Annotated in this window: 15 protein-coding genes and 1 tRNA gene; 7 read left to right on the forward strand and 9 right to left on the reverse strand. The window is 47.8% G+C overall.

The window, feature by feature from the left end; all coding sequences use genetic code 11:
* Positions 1 to 26 precede the first annotated feature (26 nt).
* Positions 27 to 2,051, reverse strand: coding sequence for a thioredoxin domain-containing protein (locus F7P81_RS05870; protein WP_151158848.1), 2,025 nt, complete (start codon positions 2,049 to 2,051; stop codon positions 27 to 29).
* Positions 2,052 to 2,142: 91 nt separating this feature from the next.
* Between F7P81_RS05870 and mnmE the strand changes: the two genes are divergently transcribed.
* The 5 genes from mnmE to F7P81_RS05895 all read left to right on the forward strand — a co-directional run bounded on the left by mnmE (position 2,143) and on the right by F7P81_RS05895 (position 8,000).
* Positions 2,143 to 3,471, forward strand: a complete 1,329-nt coding sequence (gene mnmE, locus F7P81_RS05875) for a tRNA uridine-5-carboxymethylaminomethyl(34) synthesis GTPase MnmE (RefSeq protein ID WP_151158849.1) — start codon at positions 2,143 to 2,145, stop codon at positions 3,469 to 3,471.
* Positions 3,472 to 3,690: 219 nt separating this feature from the next.
* Positions 3,691 to 5,586 carry a tRNA uridine-5-carboxymethylaminomethyl(34) synthesis enzyme MnmG gene (mnmG, locus tag F7P81_RS05880; protein ID WP_151158850.1) on the forward strand — a complete coding sequence of 632 codons (1,896 nt, stop codon included), beginning with the start codon at positions 3,691 to 3,693 and terminating at the stop codon, positions 5,584 to 5,586.
* Positions 5,583 to 6,215: a 16S rRNA (guanine(527)-N(7))-methyltransferase RsmG gene (gene rsmG / locus F7P81_RS05885; protein ID WP_151158851.1), complete on the forward strand. Its 633-nt coding sequence runs from the start codon at positions 5,583 to 5,585 to the stop codon at positions 6,213 to 6,215. The genes mnmG and rsmG overlap by 4 nt, the downstream gene beginning before the upstream one ends.
* A 54-nt stretch (positions 6,216 to 6,269) precedes the next feature.
* Positions 6,270 to 7,070, forward strand: coding sequence for a ParA family protein (locus tag F7P81_RS05890; protein ID WP_022709109.1), 801 nt, complete (start codon positions 6,270 to 6,272; stop codon positions 7,068 to 7,070).
* Between the two features lie 51 nt (positions 7,071 to 7,121).
* Positions 7,122 to 8,000, forward strand: coding sequence for a ParB/RepB/Spo0J family partition protein (locus F7P81_RS05895; RefSeq protein WP_075653913.1), 879 nt, complete (start codon positions 7,122 to 7,124; stop codon positions 7,998 to 8,000).
* A gap of 58 nt (positions 8,001 to 8,058) precedes the next feature.
* Here the strand turns inward: F7P81_RS05895 and holA are convergent, their stop codons facing one another.
* The 7 genes from holA to F7P81_RS05930 all read right to left on the reverse strand — a co-directional run bounded on the left by holA (position 8,059) and on the right by F7P81_RS05930 (position 15,064).
* Positions 8,059 to 9,105 carry a DNA polymerase III subunit delta gene (holA, locus tag F7P81_RS05900; protein WP_022709107.1) on the reverse strand — a complete coding sequence of 349 codons (1,047 nt, stop codon included), beginning with the start codon at positions 9,103 to 9,105 and terminating at the stop codon, positions 8,059 to 8,061.
* Positions 9,106 to 9,214: 109 nt separating this feature from the next.
* On the reverse strand, positions 9,215 to 10,009 hold the full coding sequence (locus tag F7P81_RS05905) for an ABC transporter ATP-binding protein (protein ID WP_022709106.1): 795 nt from the start codon (positions 10,007 to 10,009) through the stop codon (positions 9,215 to 9,217).
* Positions 10,006 to 10,887 carry an ABC transporter permease gene (locus tag F7P81_RS05910; protein WP_022709105.1) on the reverse strand — a complete coding sequence of 294 codons (882 nt, stop codon included), beginning with the start codon at positions 10,885 to 10,887 and terminating at the stop codon, positions 10,006 to 10,008. The genes F7P81_RS05905 and F7P81_RS05910 overlap by 4 nt, the downstream gene beginning before the upstream one ends.
* Positions 10,888 to 11,235: 348 nt before the next feature.
* Positions 11,236 to 12,204, reverse strand: a complete 969-nt coding sequence (locus F7P81_RS05915; protein WP_075653910.1) for an ABC transporter substrate-binding protein — start codon at positions 12,202 to 12,204, stop codon at positions 11,236 to 11,238.
* Positions 12,205 to 12,425: 221 nt separating this feature from the next.
* Positions 12,426 to 13,553: an NAD(P)-binding domain-containing protein gene (locus F7P81_RS05920; protein WP_183956627.1), complete on the reverse strand. Its 1,128-nt coding sequence runs from the start codon at positions 13,551 to 13,553 to the stop codon at positions 12,426 to 12,428.
* Positions 13,554 to 13,638: 85 nt separating this feature from the next.
* Positions 13,639 to 13,715, reverse strand: a tRNA-Arg gene (locus F7P81_RS05925).
* Positions 13,716 to 13,867: 152 nt separating this feature from the next.
* Complete coding sequence (locus tag F7P81_RS05930) at positions 13,868 to 15,064, reverse strand: M20 aminoacylase family protein (RefSeq protein ID WP_151158852.1); 1,197 nt, start codon at positions 15,062 to 15,064, stop codon at positions 13,868 to 13,870.
* 425 nt (positions 15,065 to 15,489) lie between these two features.
* Here F7P81_RS05930 and F7P81_RS05935 point away from each other — a divergent pair, with 425 nt between their 5' ends.
* Both F7P81_RS05935 and F7P81_RS05940 read left to right on the forward strand, forming a co-directional pair.
* Positions 15,490 to 16,572: a D-alanyl-D-alanine carboxypeptidase family protein gene (locus F7P81_RS05935; RefSeq protein WP_151158998.1), complete on the forward strand. Its 1,083-nt coding sequence runs from the start codon at positions 15,490 to 15,492 to the stop codon at positions 16,570 to 16,572.
* A 1-nt stretch (position 16,573) separates the two neighbouring features.
* Positions 16,574 to 17,740 carry a CobW family GTP-binding protein gene (locus tag F7P81_RS05940; RefSeq protein WP_151158853.1) on the forward strand — a complete coding sequence of 389 codons (1,167 nt, stop codon included), beginning with the start codon at positions 16,574 to 16,576 and terminating at the stop codon, positions 17,738 to 17,740.
* 110 nt (positions 17,741 to 17,850) lie between these two features.
* On the opposite strand, the gene F7P81_RS05945 is transcribed toward F7P81_RS05940, so the two are convergent.
* A complete protein-coding gene (locus F7P81_RS05945) occupies positions 17,851 to 18,084 on the reverse strand; it encodes a sulfurtransferase TusA family protein (protein WP_022709333.1) in 234 nt (77 codons plus the stop codon).

Raw genomic sequence — 18,084 nt, forward strand, 5'->3', positions numbered from 1 at the left:
GTGTTTCAATCTGGAAATAAATCGCTCTAGAGCAGCTTCTCAAGATCAGCGGCATCATAGACCGGCGGTAAACAGACCTGATTGCGGCACAGAATGGCACAGGAGCGTTCGCCAGCCAGAGACAGGAAAGAAGCCCATTGCGGCTGCTGGGAGGCTTGACTACGGCTTAGAATGATATCTGTGCGGCAAGGATCGGCATGACGTGATGCACAGCGATATAATTCATCATCTTTATTCTCAATAATCAGCACAAGCTTAACCGGATCAAGCAGTTGCACTGAGGCATTGAGAATTCCTGCCTGCCCATAGGCCATGTGCTGGCCACGCCCCAAAGCACGCTCTGCAAGCCTGTTGGCCTTCACTAAAAGCTCTTCATCCTCAGTGATCAGTGCCAGTCTTGTACAAGCTTCGATAATCTGGCTGGTGCTACTTGGAATAGCTTCATCCTGATCGCCAAAAAGATAGAAAATCACATCATCATTATCCAAAGCTGTTAGCCGGTAATCACCATTCTGGTCGAGATGATGCTGATTAAGTGAGATTAACAATGCTTTGGCATCATCAATATAGTTTTGCTGCGGATCAGCCTGATAAAGCGACAAGGCTGCATTAATGAGTGCTGCATAATCAGAGGACAGGGCAGGGAGCTTTGATGCAGTCTTTGACCAGACATGTCTGATAGCTGCGCCTTGCTGAGGATATAATGTGCGATAGGTTGTTTTTGCGAGTTCCAGCCAGTCGGTACGTTCAAAAACACGGGCAGCTTCAGCTAATGCGCGGATAAAATAAGCATTCCAGTCTGTCAGACATTTTTCATCGCGGCCGGGTCTGGTTCTCTGATTTCTGATGCCAAGCAGTTTTTCCCGCAGTGGTTTAAATATTTTATCATCTTCTTCGCTGAAATTCAGCATATCCAGCCGGTGAAGAATATTGCTGCCTTCCCAGTTTCCAGCAGGACTGACATTGTATTTTGTGATGAACTCAGGAGCATCTTTGCCGAGAATGCTCTCTATTTCTGACTGATCCCAGATATAAAATTTGCCTTCAACACCTTCGCTGTCCGCATCAAGTCCGGAGGCAAAACCACCATCCGGCAAAGCCATTTCATATGACAACCATTGAATAATTTCTTCGATTCGAACCCGAAACAATGGATTATGCGTGCTGCTCCATGCCCATAAGCATTGCCTGATCGTCTGCGCATTATCATAAAGCATCTTTTCAAAATGCGGCACGAGCCAGAATGCATCGGTGCTATAGCGCGCCAGACCACCGGCAAGATGATCATAAATACCGCCATTGAGCATTTTCTCCGTGCTGAGAACAAACAGATCATAATGCTGTTGCTGCTGGCTGATTTTCCATGATGTCCAGAGCATCGACATGAACGGAAAATTCGGAAATTTAGGTTGTCCGCTGAGACCGCCATATGTCGTATCAATACGTCTGGCTATTGTATCAGCATAGCGTTGGAAAGCGTTTTCATCATTCTCAGCAGGTTTAGCATCCGGTGTTAAAACAGTCTGCAAATGTGTTTTAAGCGCTGTCACATTGCCATTAATTCGCTCGCGGTCATTTTTCCATAAAGTGCCGAGGCTTTGAAGAATATCCATAAAGCCGGGCAAACGACCATTGGCATGTTTTGGAAAATATGTGCCACCCCAAAAAGCATCGCCTTGCGGTGTCAGAAAAATTGTGAGCGGCCAGCCACCTTGCTCTCCCATGGCTGTGAGGGCTGACATATAAATCTGGTCAATATCCGGTCGTTCTTCCCGATCCACCTTAATATTGATAAAATGCTCATTCATCAGTTGAGCAACTTGCTCATCCTCAAAACATTCATGCGCCATGACATGGCACCAGTGACAGGCGGAATAGCCGATCGAAAGCAAAATCGGCTTGTCATGAAAACGGGCGAGTTCGAGCGCTTCATTGTCCCAGAGCTGCCAGTTGACCGGATTTGCACTGTGCTGTTTCAAATATGTGCTGTTCGCTGTATGAAGGCGATTAGAGCTGGCATTGTTTTGTGTCGGGCTTTGCGTCGGGTTCATGGCTTTGCCTTTCCGATTTTCAAGCCGATACAGTAGTGCTTCAGGCAGCTAAAGAACGGCAATCATTCTCTTAACTTGTAACGGATTTTCGATGTCAGTGCAGTCTTTTCATCACGATACTATTTTTGCGCTTTCAAGCGGGCGTTTGCCTTCAGGCGTGGCAATTATCAGATTATCAGGCCCAAAAACTCGATTCATTACCGAAACTATCATTGGAAAATTGCCAGAAGCGCGAAAAGCCGTATTCAGTAATCTTAAAAATAAAACAGGCGAAGTTTTGGACAGCGGTCTGACACTTTTTTTTGAGGGACCTAAAAGCTTTACTGGAGAAGATTGTGCGGAATTTCATATTCACGGCGGTATTGCTGTGGTTGAAAAATTTCTGGAAAGCCTGTCAGAATTTGAAAAATGCCGTTTAGCCGAAGCCGGAGAATTTACGCGTCGCGCATTTGCGAATGGCAAGATGGATTTGACGATGGCCGAAGGGCTGGCCGATCTGATTTCCGCTGAAACAGAAACGCAAAGACGTTTAGCGCAGCAAGTTGCTTCCGGCGCGCAACGCAATCTTTACATGGACTGGCGACAAAAACTCATTCAAGCGCGTGCATTTATCGAGGCGGAACTTGATTTTGCCGATGAAGGCGATGTACCGGGATCAGTATCGGATCGCGTCTGGAGTGAGATGCAGGATCTTAGTGTAAAGATTGAAAAACATATTGAAGACGGAAAACGCGGGTCAATGCTGCGTGACGGTTTTCATATTGTGATTATTGGCGCACCGAATGCCGGAAAATCCAGTCTGATGAATTTACTGGCAGCACGTGATGTGGCTATTATTTCTGATGAGGCCGGTACAACGCGCGATCTGCTTGAAGTGAAGTTAAATTTGAATGGCGTTGCAACTTATGTAACAGACACAGCAGGCATTCGGGAAACAACAGGTAAAGTTGAGCAAATTGGCATTCAGCGAGCGATAGACAAAGCTGCGGAAGCAGATTTGATTTTATACATAGAGGATATTTCCAACCCTATCACGGTAGACATTTCTGAGTTCCAGACAGATATTTGGACGATTGGCAACAAAGCCGACCTTAAATCTGAAACCATACCAAACTATGACTATTTGATCTCGACCAAAAATAATGAAGGCATCAACAACCTTCTGGATAGATTAAGTACCTACATTTCAGAGAAAACAAAACTTCAAAACGATGTCGTTCCGACGCGCCGCAGACATATTGATTTATTAAATCAATGCAAATCTGAAATTGAGAAAGCCGTTAATTCGAAAACCCTACCACTGGAATTAAGAGCTGAAAATTTACGCATTGCCTCTCAGCACCTTGGAAAAATTACCGGTGACGTAGACGTAGAGGATATTCTCGATCTCGTATTCTCTCAATTCTGTATCGGAAAATGATTCACGTGAAACAAATTTCATGATATAGGCTGATTAACAATCAGAGATGTTTCACGTGAAACATTCTGTGGAATCTAAAAACACAATTTGACTCGACTGAATTATTCTGAGTCGACAGATTCCCACTTCTGAAATTCTTGTACACTCTTGAGTTATGTGTTCCCTTTTCAGAGAGAACATGAGAATGATGATTCACGTGAAACCAAACAAGTTTTGGATATGATTATGACAGGTTTTTACGACGTCATTGTTATTGGTGGTGGTCATGCCGGGACAGAAGCTGCCGCAGCATCAGCAAGAACCGGCGCTAAAACTGCTTTAGTAACGCATCATTTTGATACGATCGGTGTTATGTCCTGTAATCCAGCTATTGGCGGATTAGGAAAGGGACAGCTCGTCCGTGAAATTGATGCGCTTGATGGTTTAATGGGTAAAGCTGCCGATCAGGCAGGTATTCAGTTTCGTCTATTGAATCGTCGTAAAGGTCCTGCTGTTCGTGGCCCGCGCACTCAGGCGGATCGCAAATTATACCGTCTGGCTATTCAAAACTTCATCAGAGAACAGCAAAACCTGACGGTCATTGAAGGTGGTGCAGCAGATATTCTCGTTGAAAATGGTGTAGTCAAAGCTGTTCAACTCATGGATGGTACAATTATCAATTGTGCATCTGTTGTGCTGACAAGCGGAACATTCTTGAATGGCCTTATTCATATTGGTGAGAAAACTATCCCTGCTGGACGCATGGGTGAAAAACCGGCACTGGGACTATCTGAACGTTTGATTGGTCTTGGCTTTGCTTTAGGTCGTTTGAAAACCGGTACGCCTTGCCGTATTGATGGCAAGACGATTGACTGGGCAAGTCTGGATAAACAATCAGCAGATGAAGATCCGGTTCCGTTTTCAATGATGACGGATAAGATCACAGTACCACAAATTGATTGCGGAATTACACGGACAACGGATGCGACGCATCAATTGATCCGCGATAACATCCATCGCTCGGCAATGTATTCAGGGAATATTGAAGGCATTGGCCCTCGGTATTGTCCGTCGATTGAGGATAAAATCGTCAAATTTGGCGACCGTGACGGGCATCAGATTTTTCTTGAGCCGGAAGGTCTTGATGATGATACTGTTTATCCTAATGGTATTTCGACCAGCCTGCCGGAAGATGTGCAGCTTGATATTTTGAAAACCATACCCGGATTGGAGCATGCGAAAATGCTGCAGCCAGGCTATGCTATTGAATATGACTTTATTGATCCGCGCGAATTGCAGCGCAGCCTTGAAACTCGTCGGGTTAAAGGTCTGTTCTTAGCTGGCCAGATTAATGGTACAACCGGTTATGAAGAGGCCGGAGCACAAGGCTTACTTGCTGGTTTGAACGCTTCCAGACATGCCGGTGGCAGTGAGCCGGTTATTCTTCAGCGTACAGAAGCCTATATCGGTGTGATGATTGATGATCTGACAGCGCGTGGTGTTAGTGAACCATATCGCATGTTTACATCGCGTGCAGAATTCAGACTTTCACTTCGTGCAGATAATGCCGACAGTCGTTTGACGCCTTTGGGTGAAAACTGGGGACTTATTGGTTCAGCGCGGCAAACACGCTTTAATGAGAGAAAACAAGAGCTGGATCAGGCGAGGGAGCTTGCTCAATCCTTATCCATTACACCAAATGCTGCGGCTGGTTTTGGATTGAATCTCAACAAAGATGGGATTCGCCGCACGCTTTATGATCTGCTTTCCTATCCGGATATTAATCTCGAGCGTCTCACAGAAGTCTGGCCGGAGCTTTCTGGTTTGTCTTCTGCTACAAAAGAAGCTCTGGAAATTGAAGCGCAATATTCTGTTTATCTGGATCGTCAGACAGCGGATATTGCCGTGATGGAACGTGAAGAGCAGTTGATTATACCACGATCAATCCAATTCTCGACAATTTCTGGCCTTTCCCTTGAATTGAAGCAAAAGCTTGAGAAGCGTCAGCCTTCAAATATTGCAGAAGCGCAAAGAATTGAGGGGATGACGCCTGCTGCGATCGCATTATTGATAACACATATCCGTAGACATGGTATTGCACAGGATATTTCGGGTGATTTGGCAAAACCAGCATGACAAAAGATAAATATTTTGATTCACTGAAACAAATATACCCATCTGTTTCACGTGAAACAGCCGATGATTTGATTGGTTTTGAAACACTGTTCAAAAAATGGTCCAAAGCAATCAATCTGGCTTCGCCAAATACACTGGAAACTCTGTGGGAACGTCACATTCTTGATAGTGTTCAGCTTTTTAAATTGGCACCTCAAGCAAAACAGTGGCTGGATTTAGGATCAGGCGGCGGTTTCCCAGGTGTTGTTTTGGCAATACTGCTGAAAGAAACCGGCGGTTCAATAAGACTGGTTGAGAGTAATAGTAAGAAATCAGCGTTTTTGAGAAATGCATTGGCTCAATTCCAAACGCACGGACAGGTTGTGAATGCCAGAATTGAAAGCTGTTATCAGCAAATTCAGGTTCCGGAAATCATCACTGCCAGAGCCTTGGCTTCGCTGGACAAGCTGTTTGAACTGACAGAACCGTGGATGACAAAAGGTGCTAAGGCTTTGTTTCAAAAAGGGCGGGACTATCAGCGTGAAATTGATGAAAGTCTGCTGAACTGGAAATTTGATCTTGTACGACATGGAAGCGCAATAGAAGCGGATTCAGTCATTCTGGAAATCAGTAATTTACAACGCCGTTGAATGGCAATGACATTGAATGAGCATTGAAAACGGAAGTTATTCGGGACAATTATTATGAATAACAGAACACGGATTATAACGATCGCGAACCAGAAAGGCGGCGTGGGAAAAACCACAACTGCTATTAATCTGGCGACTGCTTTGGCTGCAATCGGTGAAAATGTATTGATTGTTGATCTCGATCCGCAGGGCAATGCCAGTACCGGACTTGGAGTTGACCGTAAAAATCGTCCATTGTCATCTTATGATGTGCTGACGCAGAATGCTTCTGTGCCGGATGCAGCAATTGCGACTGATGTACCAAATCTTTATCTGGTTGCATCGACGCTGGATTTGCTCGGTATTGAAATGGAAATTTCCCATGCGCCGGACAGAACCAGACGTTTGCGTGATGCGCTGCGCTTTGATTCAGGTATTGCCGATCATTTCAGCTATATTCTGATTGATTGCCCGCCGTCACTCAATCTTCTGACATTGAATGCAATGGCTGCCGCAGACTCTGTTCTGGTGCCGTTGCAGTGTGAGTTTTTTGCTCTGGAGGGTCTCAGCCAGCTGCTCGAAACTGTCAATCAGGTGCGCAATTCGCTTAATCCTGAATTGTCGATTCAGGGCGTTGTGCTGACCATGTATGACAGCCGAAACAATCTGGCCAATCAGGTTGTTGATGATGTGCGCGCCTTTATGGGCGAGAAGGTTTACCGGACTGTTATTCCGCGCAACGTGCGGGTATCGGAAGCACCGTCTCATGGTAAACCGGCCATTCTTTATGATCTGAAATGCGCAGGAAGTCAGGCCTATCTTCAGCTGGCATCCGAAGTGATCCAGCGGGAACGCCAGCTTCGTACCGCAGCATGAAACTGACTATTCGATTCGACTACGTAACAATTTGCAGAAAGCATTCAACTGATGAACGATGATCCTTCAAAAAAGCGTCTTGGTCGCGGTCTGGCAGCTCTGATTGGGGATATCGACCGGCCTGTGGAAGAACGCAAGGCACCGGTTCCGCTTGAACGTTATGTGCCTATTGAATTTGTAAGCCGTAATCCGCGCAATCCGCGTCGCATTTTTACGGAAGCTGAGCTGGAAGATCTGGCACAGTCCATTCGTGAGCATGGCATTGTACAGCCGATTGTCGTGCGTCCGGCACCAGAAAATCGTGAGCATTTTGAGCTGATTGCCGGTGAGCGTCGTTGGCGTGCGGCACAGCGTGCCGGTTTAACCGAAATTCCGGTTATTATGCGCGATGTGGATGATCGCGTTGCTCTTGAGCTGGCAATTATCGAAAACGTTCAGCGTGCTGATCTGAACCCTGTTGAAGAAGCAATGGGTTATCAGTTGCTGATTGATGAGCATGATTATACGCAAGCTGATCTGGCACAGGTTATCGGTAAGAGCCGCAGTCATGTTGCAAATACGCTGCGTCTTCTTAAACTGCCGACAGAAGTACAGGGGCTGATCAATGATGGTGCTTTGACTGCCGGTCATGCGCGCACACTGATTACAATGGAAAATCCTCAGGCTGTTGCAGAACGCATCGTCAAAGAAGGTCTGTCAGTCCGTCAGGTTGAGGCTCTGTCTCAGGCTGAGAGCAAGGGTATTCCGGCGGTTAAGCCGGAACGTGCACCGGTTGAAAAAGATGCTGATACACGGGCATTAGAAAAGCTGCTTTCTGATGTAACCGGTATGAAAGTTGAAATTAATCATCGTGATCGTGGTGGCGAAGTTCGCATCCGTTATAGTTCTCTTGAACAATTGGATGAAATTTGCCGCCGCTTGCAAAGCTAATTTACTAAAAAATAAAAGAAAAGCCGGTCTGAGTACCGGCTTTTTTATTATGATGAAATCAACGTCTTTGTTTATTTCTTATTGCTTCTACTGTCAGAGCAATAAAAGCCTGTCTGATGATTGCTGTTGACAGGGTCGCATTCTGTCGGCTTTCAAGAACTGTGCGCTGAAGCCTGTCTGTCACCTTGTTGAGCGCTGCAACGCTCCAAAGTCCTAAAGCCGTCTCAACCAGCTTTTTACGGGCGAAGAAAATCGGTGGTTTTGCAGAATTGACAACAAGTCCTGCCGGTACATTTCCTGTTTCCATAGCATAGCGCAATGTCTGTAATTGGCTGAACTGGCGGATAGCTGAATTGACGAGCAGGAAAGGGTGGGTGCCGGTATTGACTACGCGGTCAAAGGCAATGTTGAACTTTGGCAGATCACCAATCAGAACAGCGTCGATCACCTCATCCTGAGAAAGAGCGGCGACATCGCCGACAGATTCCCGCACATCTTCAAGTTCAATACGCTGCTGGCCGCGCGCATAAAGGCAAAGCTTTTCAAGTTCACCGCGTGTGGCCAGACGGTCACCGCCAAGGCTCAGGCGCAGAAACTGACGGGCATCATTGGAAATTTGCAAATGATTGGCTTGCAACACATCGTCGATTAAACCGTCAATGCCGCGCGCATCATCGCTATAGCAGGGCAGAGCCATGGCTGTGGAGCCGTTTTCCACATTGGTGCGCAGTGCTGCACCTTTTTTCAGATCACCAGCCTCAACCAGAATATAGGTGTCCTGAGGTGGTTCTGAAATCAGGTTTTTAACGGCCTCAGCCAGATTTTTTTGTGCCGAAGCATTTTTAATCCAGATCAGACGATCTCCGCCGAACATGGAAATTGTTCTGGCTTCATCGATCAGGCGGGCAGGGTCTTTGTCTATTTCATCCGCTTCAATCCGTAAAACCGCAAACGGATCATCGAGAGGCAGGCCGGTCAATTTGGCGAATTTTGCGCCGCGCTCACTAACAAGACCTTTGTCGGGACCATAGAGCAAGACTACCGTTCCGGTTTGAGCCGGACGCGCGAGAAACCCATCAACTTCATGTGCTTTTTTCTGTGCCATATGTCTGCTTACAACAAAGGCAGCTAAAGTGAAATCCGTGTTTCAGCTTTCAAATAAAAATGCCGCGGGATGAGCGCGGCATTTTTTGAACTTCAGATGACAGTCCTATTTATTGGATCAGCAATGCATCATCATCCAGTGTTTCACCGCGTACTTTTTTGAACATATCAATCAGGTCTTTAACGGTAAGGTTCTTACGCTCATCTCCGGAAACATCGAGGATGATATTACCGCCATGCAGCATGATTGTACGGGTCCCGTAATCAAGTGCCTGCTGCATGGAGTGCGTTACCATCATCGTCGTCAGCTTGTTTTCACTGACTAACTTGGCTGTGAGTTTCATGATGAAATCTGCCATGCCCGGATCAAGCGCAGCCGTATGTTCATCAAGCAGCAAGACTTCTGATTTTGTCAGGGTGGCCATGATGAGAGACAGTGCTTGACGCTGACCACCGGAGAGCAGATCCATACGATCCTGCACACGGTTTTCCAGACCGAGATTAAGCCCTGCAATGCGTTCGCGGAACAGTTCACGACGCTTATGATTAAGCGCATGGGACAGGCCACGCTTTTGACCGCGCATGGCTGCGAGGGCAAGGTTCTCTTCAATCGATAATGCTCCACAGCTGCCGGTCAGCGGGTCCTGAAACACGCGTGCTACCATGGAGGCACGGTCAGCGGTCGATTGTTTGGTGACATCTTTATTGCCGATCAGGATTTTTCCTTCAGAGGCCTGAACATCACCGGCGAGGGCACCGAGCAGGGTTGATTTACCCGCACCATTGGAACCGATTACAGTAACAAATGTGCCTTCTTCAATCTTCAGATTGATGCCGGAAAGTGCCTGTTTCTGCAGAGGTGTACCACGACCGAACACAACACCAAGATTTGAGACTTCAATCATTTGGAAGCTCCTCCGCGACGAAGGCGTGGCAGAATGAGTGCCAGTGTGACCAGTACGGCTGTTGCCAGATTAAGGTCAGACGCTTTGAGCCCGATGAAATCACTGCTCAGCGCCAGCTGGATGGCGATACGATAAAGTATGGAACCAATGATACAGCCGATCAGCGCCCAAAGCAAAAAGCGCGTGCGGAATAATGTTTCACCGATAATCACTGCGGCAAGACCGACAACAATTGTGCCGACACCGGAGGTGACATCTGCAAAGCCGTTTGTCTGGGCAAATAATGCGCCGCCAAGAGCCACCAGAGCATTGGACATAGCCATGCCGAGATAAATCTGACGATCGGTTTTCACGCCCTGTGCGCGTGCCATACGCGCATTGGTACCGGTTGCACGCATGGCAAGACCGATATTGCTCTCCAGAAAACGCCAGATGAGCAGGGCGGCGATGATAACAAGAACACCAACAAAAAGCGGACGCACATAATATTCAGGAACACCTAACCCATAAAAAGGTGAGATCATTGTATCCTGATTAATCAGAGCGACGTTCGGCTTGCCCATCACACGCAGATTGACTGAGAAAAGCGCAGTCATGGTAAGGATGGAGGCCAGAAGATTAAGGATGCCGAAGCGGATATTCAATGTTGCGGTTACAAGTCCGGCAACAGCGCCTGCCATCATGGCAATCAGCGCGGCAAGCCACGGATTAACACCGGCAATAATTAAAACAGCAGTAACAGCGGCGCCGAGTGGAAAGGAACCATCCACAGTCAGATCTGGAAAATCAAGCACACGAAACGACAGATATACGCCGAGGGCTACAAATGAAAAGACCAGACCTAATTCGACCGCACCCCAAAAAGCGATCAGACTCACAATAATGTTCCTTCGGCTTGTGCAGACGGCCGGCACTCTCAAACGGGTCAATCACAGTTCTGTTTTGACCGTCTGATAATACGGGGCAGCCTGCCTGTTGAAATCTGAGTATCTTTTGTTTTGCGGTCTGTGCCGGATTTAAAAGATACAAAGGAGATGATCCGGATATTGAGGTCTTAAAAATTGAACCCGAATATCCGGATGATGAAAAACCGGTAAAGCAACTTTACCGGCTAGAGCATAATTCCTTAAACTTGAATCAGTTTAAGGTAAAATTATGCTCTAATTTTAAAGTGTTAGAGCGAGTTTTGTGTGCCAAGTCTGGCACACGGCGCTCTAGAATATAGATTATTCTTTGATGACTTTGCTTGCGCGGTCGACCACAGCCTGCGGGATTTCAATACCCATTTTCTTTGCTGCAACCAGATTGACAACCAGATCTGTACCGGCGGCAACTTTCACCGGAATATCACCAGGCTTTTCGCCCTTCAGAATACGGACAACAACTTCACCGGTCTGCTTGCCAACATCATAATAGTTGAAACCGAGAGCGATGAAAGCACCGCGGCTGACGGAATCTGTATCGGCAGTCATCAGAGGAATCTTGGCTTCTTCCGCAACACTGACCGCACCTTCAAGGGCAGAAATAATAGTGTTGTCAGTCGGGATATAAATCAGGTCTGCTTTACCGATCAAAGCGCGGGCTGCGCCCTGAACTTCAGCCGATTTGGTTGCAGCTGATTCAACCACTTCCAGACCACCTTCTTTGGCCGCAACTTTCAGGCCTTCGAGAAGCGAAATCGAATTGGCCTCACCGGAATTATAAAGGAAGCCGATGGTCTTTACATTCGGAGCTACTTCTTTGATCAGTTTGATGTGATCAGCAACCGGTGAAAGATCGGACAGACCGGTGACATTGCCGCCAGGCTTTTCCATGCTTTTAACAAGCTGTGCGCCAACCGGATCAGACACGGCAGTAAACACAACCGGAATATCACGGGTGCCGGAAACCACGGCCTGCGCAGATGGTGTGGAGATCGGTACAATTACATCCGGTGCTTCACCGATGAACTGACGGGCGATCTGTGCTGCTGTTGCAGGATTGCCCTGAGCAGACTGATAGGTGAATTTCAGATTTTCACCTTCTTTAAAACCGGCTGCGGCCAGTGCATCTTTTACACCGTCGCGGGCAGCATCAAGAGCCGGATGTTCAACAATTGCTGTGACAGCAACACTGACATCTTTGGCATTTGCCGGTGCAGCAATCATTGTTGTGGCCATAGCTGTCGACAGCAAAGCCAGGAAAAGTGTACGCATGAAAATCTCCCTCTGTTCCGCGTCCCGATCAAAACGAATAATCAGTTCTCGGAGAGAGGTCAACGCGCATCATATGGGATAGTCAAGAGGCGGACACTTTAGCGCTATTCTTACCGGCAGGCGTGGCGGTAAAAGCATAGTTGTTTCACGTGAATCATCGTGGTTAGCAAAAACTTAACGACATTTTTTATGATTTACAGGTTTCACGAAATCAAAATCCGTTATGCATATTGTTTATGCAGCTCAAGATATTCGCTCAGTTCTTTAGCTGCTGCAGCGCCTGCGCGATTGGCTCCGATGGTTGATGCCGATGGTCCATACCCAACCAGATGAATGCGCGGATCTTTGACAACTTCAGTAGCCAGTCTGCCGCCCATGATAATACCGCCATTGGCTTCGCGGATTTGTAATGGCGCTAGATGATCGAGGGAGCTGCGGAAGCCGGTACACCATAAGATGACATCGGCACGTTGTTCTGTGCCGTCTGCCCAACGGATACCTGTTTCTGTTATCTCGTTGAACATTGGCAGGCGGTTTAATGCACCACGTTCACGGGCAGCATGCAAAGCAGGGGTGAGGGGAATACCGGTTACAGAAACAACAGAGCCGGGTATCAAACCGCGGCGGACACGATCTTCGACAATAGCCACAGCTGCGCGGCCATCTTCTTCTGTAAATGGTGTTTCACGAAATTGCGGTTCGCTGCGGGTTACCCATGTTGTTGTGGTGACCTGTGAAATTTCATCAAGCAGCTGCAGAGCGGAAATACCACCGCCGACAATGACAACATGTTTACCGATGAATGCTTCAGCTGTCTGATAATCGCGGGTATGAAGCTGCTGTCCTTTGAAAAGTTCAGCACCGGTATAATGCGGTATGACCGGTGTCTCCCATGTGCCGGTGGCATTGATTAATCCGCGGGCAGTGAAAGTTTCCCTATCGGTTTCAATACGAAAACGCTCATTGCGCTCACAAACAACATTGACGCTCACCGGTCTGTAAACCGGCAAATGAAACTTCTTTTCATAGGCCGCATAATATCGGGGAACAGCAATGGATGCTTTGACCTCTGATACTTCGGGCTCCAGAACATCTGCGAAAGACATACCCGGAAGGTCATGAATCCGGTTTACTGTGCTGAGTGTGAGGGAAGGCCAGCGATATTGCCATGCGCCGCCGGCATCGGGCGATTTATCGAGAATGATAAAATTGCGGCCTGCTTTCAGACCCAGTTTTTGCAGATGATAAGCAGATGATAAACCGGCCTGTCCGGCACCAATAATCAGAATATCGGTTTTAAAGGCCATATGCAGTGCCGGTTTTGTTACAGTCTCTTGATTATCACTCATGGCCAGAATCCGCTTTATCGAACAACTAAACCTTACTTAGGTTTTTGTTCCGTTCATACAAGCGGTTGGTAGGGGAAGAGAGAAGTGGTGATCCCGACTGGATTCGAACCAGTGGCCTACAGATTAGGAATCTGTCGCTCTATCCTACTGAGCTACGGGACCGGATAGTATGGTGCACACATACTGATTTTTTGACCGTAAGCCAAGGGCAGGCAGGGCAGAAAATACCGGAATAGTCTGATGAGAAATAAAAAAGCGAAGAGGGGATTATGCCTCTTCGCTGAACAGAAACCTGTTTAATTTGCAGTCTGAGATCAGGCTGCGATTTTCTCAGCCGGCGCTAGCTGCGCGTCTTTGAGACGATATTGTGCAAGCTCAACCCAATAGCTCATGCCATAGGGCAGGGCATCATCATTAAAGTCATAGGCCGGATGATGCAGGTTTGCGCTCTCGCCATTGCCGAGGAAAATATAGCAACCCGGACGCGCTTCGAGCATATAGGAGAAATCTTCGCCACCCATCATCGGTTCAACTTCACGGGTGATCGGGCCATTGATGCTGACCTTGTCAGCAACATTGGCGGCGATTTCTGTCTGGCCGGAATGGTTGAATGTCACCGGATAGTTGTTTTTAAAATCAAGATCGATCTTGATATTGTTGAGCAGACCAAAGGCTTCACAATGGGCACGCATACGCTGTTCGGCAAAAGCACGATTGTGCTTTGTGAGGCTGCGTACTGTGCCCGCGAGCACGGCTTTTTCCGGAATAATATTATAAGCTTCACCGGCATTAAATTTGGTCACTGAGATTACCAATGAATCCAGCGGGTTTGATCCACGTGAAACAATGCTCTGTAATGCGGTGACCAGTTGGGAGCCGATAACGATCGGATCAATATTGCGATGCGGCTGTGCGGCATGGCCGCCTTTGCCGTTGATGGTGATGGTAAATTCATCAGTCGCGGCCATGATCGGGCCTTTGCAAACGGCCAGTTCACCGACAGGAATGCCCGGCATATTATGCATGCCGTAAACTTCAACAATATTGAAGCGCTCCATCATACCGTCTTTGACCATAGCCAGACCACCGGCACCGCCTTCTTCGGCAGGCTGGAAAATGACGATGACTTCGCCGTAGAAATCACGGGTCTCGCAGAGAATTTTTGCAGCACCGAGCAGCATGGAGGTGTGGCCGTCATGGCCGCAGGAATGTGCCTTGCCCGGATTTTGCGAAACCCATTCCGGTGTGCCGGTTTCAGTCAGCGGTAATGCATCCATATCCGCACGCAGACCGATTGCCTGACCTGCACCTTTTTTGCCTTTAATGACGCCGACAACACCGGTGCGTCCGATACCGGTCACAACTTCATCACAGCCGAATTCACGCAGTTTTTGTTCTACAAATGCCGCAGTTTCATGCACGTCATAGAGTAATTCCGGTTTGCTGTGTAAATGTCTGCGCCACAGGCTGACTTCCTGTTTTAATTGTGCGGCGCGATCTAAAAGCGGCATTTCTGTTCTCCGAACCTGTGTGCCTCTCCTCCGAGGCATTATGAGCGAGGCGGTATGTGGACTGCATAAAACTGAAATCACTCGTCACAGTAATGATGCAATAAAATTATACACACTATGAGCGGGTGTGGGTAAAACACAACGCTCTCAGATAACATAGTGTGTTTTATAAAATTTCGCCAATCGGTCTTTGCCTTTTATACGGTGTCTGAGGTAGAAAAGTTTACTTAAGAAAAATGTGCAGGCATTTTTTCTGATGACCGGATTTTTGCCGCTTTATACCGCTTGAAGACCTGACGAAACAAATGCAGGTTCTGATCTGCGGTGAAGCAGGATATAGTTCCGGATATCTGAATACCGAATATTACGCCTTGAAAGGTGGTCATCCCATGATCCCGAATATTTTAAAACAATCTGTTCTGGCAATGACTGTCTCATGCCTTGCAATTTCGCAGGCTGTTTCAGTGGCGCAAGCCAATCCTTATATGGCTGTTGATGTGTCGACCGGTAAGGTACTGGCGCATAATGATGCTTTTAAGCGCTGGTATCCGGCATCGCTGACCAAAATGATGTCAGCCTATGTGGTGTTCCGCGCTTTGCGCTCCGGTCAGAAAACACTAGAATCGCCGGTGCGTATGTCTGTTGCAGCGACAAAAGAACCGCCGAGCAAAATGGGCTATAAGGCCGGTTCGGTGATGACACTGGACAGTGCTTTGAAAATCATGATGGTGAAATCCGCCAATGACGTGTCCGTTGCAGTGGCTGAATCCGTTGGCGGCAGTAAAGCCGGATTTGCAAAAATGATGAATGCCGAAGCAAGACGCATTGGCATGTTCGGTTCAAACTTTACCAATCCGCATGGTCTGCCTGATCCGAACAATTATTCGACTGCGCGCGATATGGCCTTGCTTGCTGCGCAGCTGCGTCGTGAATTTCCTGAATATGCCCATTACTTTAATACGGAAGCGATTGATCCGGGTGAGGGCAAAAAAGTTCAGGCCAATTACAATATTCTGCTCGGCCGGTTTAATGGCGCTGACGGTATGAAAACCGGCTTCATTTGCGCTTCCGGATTTAACCTCGCCGGCTCTGCAACCCGAAACGGCCGTACAATTGTTGCTGTTGTGCTGGGTGCTGCCAAACAGGAAGACCGTGCCGTGCAGGCTGCGGAATTGCTGCAAAATGGTTTTGCTACCCGTGGCGGCGGCGGTGCAACGCTTGCCAGCCTTGTGCCTTATGGCAGCAATAATAATCAGGCCACAGATTTGCGAGCGCAGATTTGCAGCCAGCAGGCTATGTCTGACCGCTGGGACGGTCGTGATGTGGAAGGCCGTTTGAAAATCAATTCGCCTTATATTACGGCGATGACCCGTGAACCGGTTGCGGTTCCTGTCGGACTGGTTGCCAAAGCACCGGAAGTGCAGGCCGGCGGCGTGCTGCATATTTCACAAGTGCCGATTCCACTACAGCGTCCTATGCGCGGTAATCTGACAACAGCAGTGAATTAACATGTCCTTCAAACCGATCAGCGTTTCTGTGCTCACAGGTTTTCTGGGAGCAGGAAAAACCACATTGCTCAACCGGCTGCTGAAAGATCCTGCCTTGCAGGATACGGCGGTTATCATCAATGAATTTGGTGATGTCAGTATAGATCATCTGCTTGTTGAGCAGACGGCTGACGGGGTTATCCAGCTTGCTGATGGTTGCCTGTGCTGCACCGTTCGCGGTGAGCTGGTGGACACACTGGCGGATCTGATTGAGCGGGTGCAGATGGGCAAGATCAATGCCTTGCAGCGCATTGTGATCGAGACAACCGGTCTGGCTGATCCGGTGCCTGTATTGCAGGCGCTGATGGGGCATCCGGTTTTAATGCAGGTTCTGAAACTGGATGGTGTGATTACAGCAGTTGACGCTGTGAATGGTATGGCGACATTGGATGCCCATATTGAGGCGGTGAAACAGGTAGCAGTTGCCGACCGGATTGTTCTGACCAAATCTGATCTTGCCGATACAGCACAGCTTGCAGCTTTAAAGACGCGGATCAGAAACCTTAATCCGGCAGCCGAAATCTATGACAATGTTGCAGACGATATCGGTTATGCAGCTTTGTTTGATTGCGGCCTGTACAATCCGGCAGGCAAGACACCGGACGTGCAGAACTGGCTGAAAGCAAACAGTTATGACGACCATCATGACCATCACGACCACGTTTGTGAAATACATGGTACAGGCTGTTCCGGCCATCATCACGGTGAGCATGGACATCATCATCACCACCATCACGATGAGACAATCCGTTCATTCTCGCTGAAACATGATGCGCCGGTACCTTTTGCAGCCATTGAAATGTTTCTGGATTTGCTGCGCTCTACCCACGGCGACAAATTACTGCGCATGAAAGGGATTATCGCTGTTGCTGAAGATGCTGAACGACCGCTGGTTATCCATGGTGTGCAGCAGATTTTGCATCCGCCTGTGCGCCTGAAAAGCTGGCCGCAGGAATTACAGGACAGCAAATATCAGACACGTCTGGTTCTGATTACCAAAGATCTGGATGAGACCTATATACGTGATCTGTTTGATGCGTTTTTAGGCAAGCCGCGTATTGATCAGGCTGATGCACAGGCGCTGACTGATAATCCGCTGGCAATTCCCGGTTTTTCCATGAAGGGCTAAAAGTCTTAGAGCGGTTTACGTCCAGATTGGATCATAGTGCTCACTCTAGATTCTTTATTTGGTCGCATTATCACGGGCGTCAAGTTGATCCAACTTGACTGTGAAATGCTCTAGCCCTTTTGTATCAGAAAATGAAAAACCCGACCCTCATTCTGCTGTTCCAGCAGAATATGCCCTTCTGACTGGCAGAAATGGGCAATATCAAGCGGGGAAAGCGGATCAGTGGTTTCAATCCTGATCCGGTCACCGGCAGACAGGTCTTGTAATTTTTTACGGGTTTTCAAAACAGGTAAGGGGCATTGCAGCCCCTTAAAATCATAAAAAACTTCAGCTTCAGCGGTCAT

This window comes from Pseudochrobactrum saccharolyticum (assembly GCF_008801715.1).
GTDB lineage: Bacteria > Pseudomonadota > Alphaproteobacteria > Rhizobiales > Rhizobiaceae > Pseudochrobactrum > Pseudochrobactrum saccharolyticum.

What these genes read in the sequence shown, in the direction of transcription:
- F7P81_RS05870 (WP_151158848.1), bottom strand. Translation starts at nt 2,051, where the DNA reads ATGAACCCGACGCAAAGCCCGACACAAAACAATGCCAGCTCTAATCGC.
- mnmE (WP_151158849.1), top strand. Translation starts at nt 2,143, where the DNA reads ATGTCAGTGCAGTCTTTTCATCACGATACTATTTTTGCGCTTTCAAGC.
- mnmG (WP_151158850.1), top strand. Translation starts at nt 3,691, where the DNA reads ATGATTATGACAGGTTTTTACGACGTCATTGTTATTGGTGGTGGTCAT.
- F7P81_RS05915 (WP_075653910.1), bottom strand. Translation starts at nt 12,204, where the DNA reads ATGCGTACACTTTTCCTGGCTTTGCTGTCGACAGCTATGGCCACAACA.
- F7P81_RS05945 (WP_022709333.1), bottom strand. Translation starts at nt 18,084, where the DNA reads ATGACCGCTGAAGCTGAAGTTTTTTATGATTTTAAGGGGCTGCAATGC.
- F7P81_RS05930 (WP_151158852.1), bottom strand. Translation starts at nt 15,064, where the DNA reads ATGCCGCTTTTAGATCGCGCCGCACAATTAAAACAGGAAGTCAGCCTG.
- F7P81_RS05920 (WP_183956627.1), bottom strand. Translation starts at nt 13,553, where the DNA reads ATGAGTGATAATCAAGAGACTGTAACAAAACCGGCACTGCATATGGCC.
- rsmG (WP_151158851.1), top strand. Translation starts at nt 5,583, where the DNA reads ATGACAAAAGATAAATATTTTGATTCACTGAAACAAATATACCCATCT.
- F7P81_RS05895 (WP_075653913.1), top strand. Translation starts at nt 7,122, where the DNA reads ATGAACGATGATCCTTCAAAAAAGCGTCTTGGTCGCGGTCTGGCAGCT.
- F7P81_RS05935 (WP_151158998.1), top strand. Translation starts at nt 15,490, where the DNA reads ATGACTGTCTCATGCCTTGCAATTTCGCAGGCTGTTTCAGTGGCGCAA.
- F7P81_RS05890 (WP_022709109.1), top strand. Translation starts at nt 6,270, where the DNA reads ATGAATAACAGAACACGGATTATAACGATCGCGAACCAGAAAGGCGGC.
- holA (WP_022709107.1), bottom strand. Translation starts at nt 9,105, where the DNA reads ATGGCACAGAAAAAAGCACATGAAGTTGATGGGTTTCTCGCGCGTCCG.
- F7P81_RS05905 (WP_022709106.1), bottom strand. Translation starts at nt 10,009, where the DNA reads ATGATTGAAGTCTCAAATCTTGGTGTTGTGTTCGGTCGTGGTACACCT.
- F7P81_RS05940 (WP_151158853.1), top strand. Translation starts at nt 16,574, where the DNA reads ATGTCCTTCAAACCGATCAGCGTTTCTGTGCTCACAGGTTTTCTGGGA.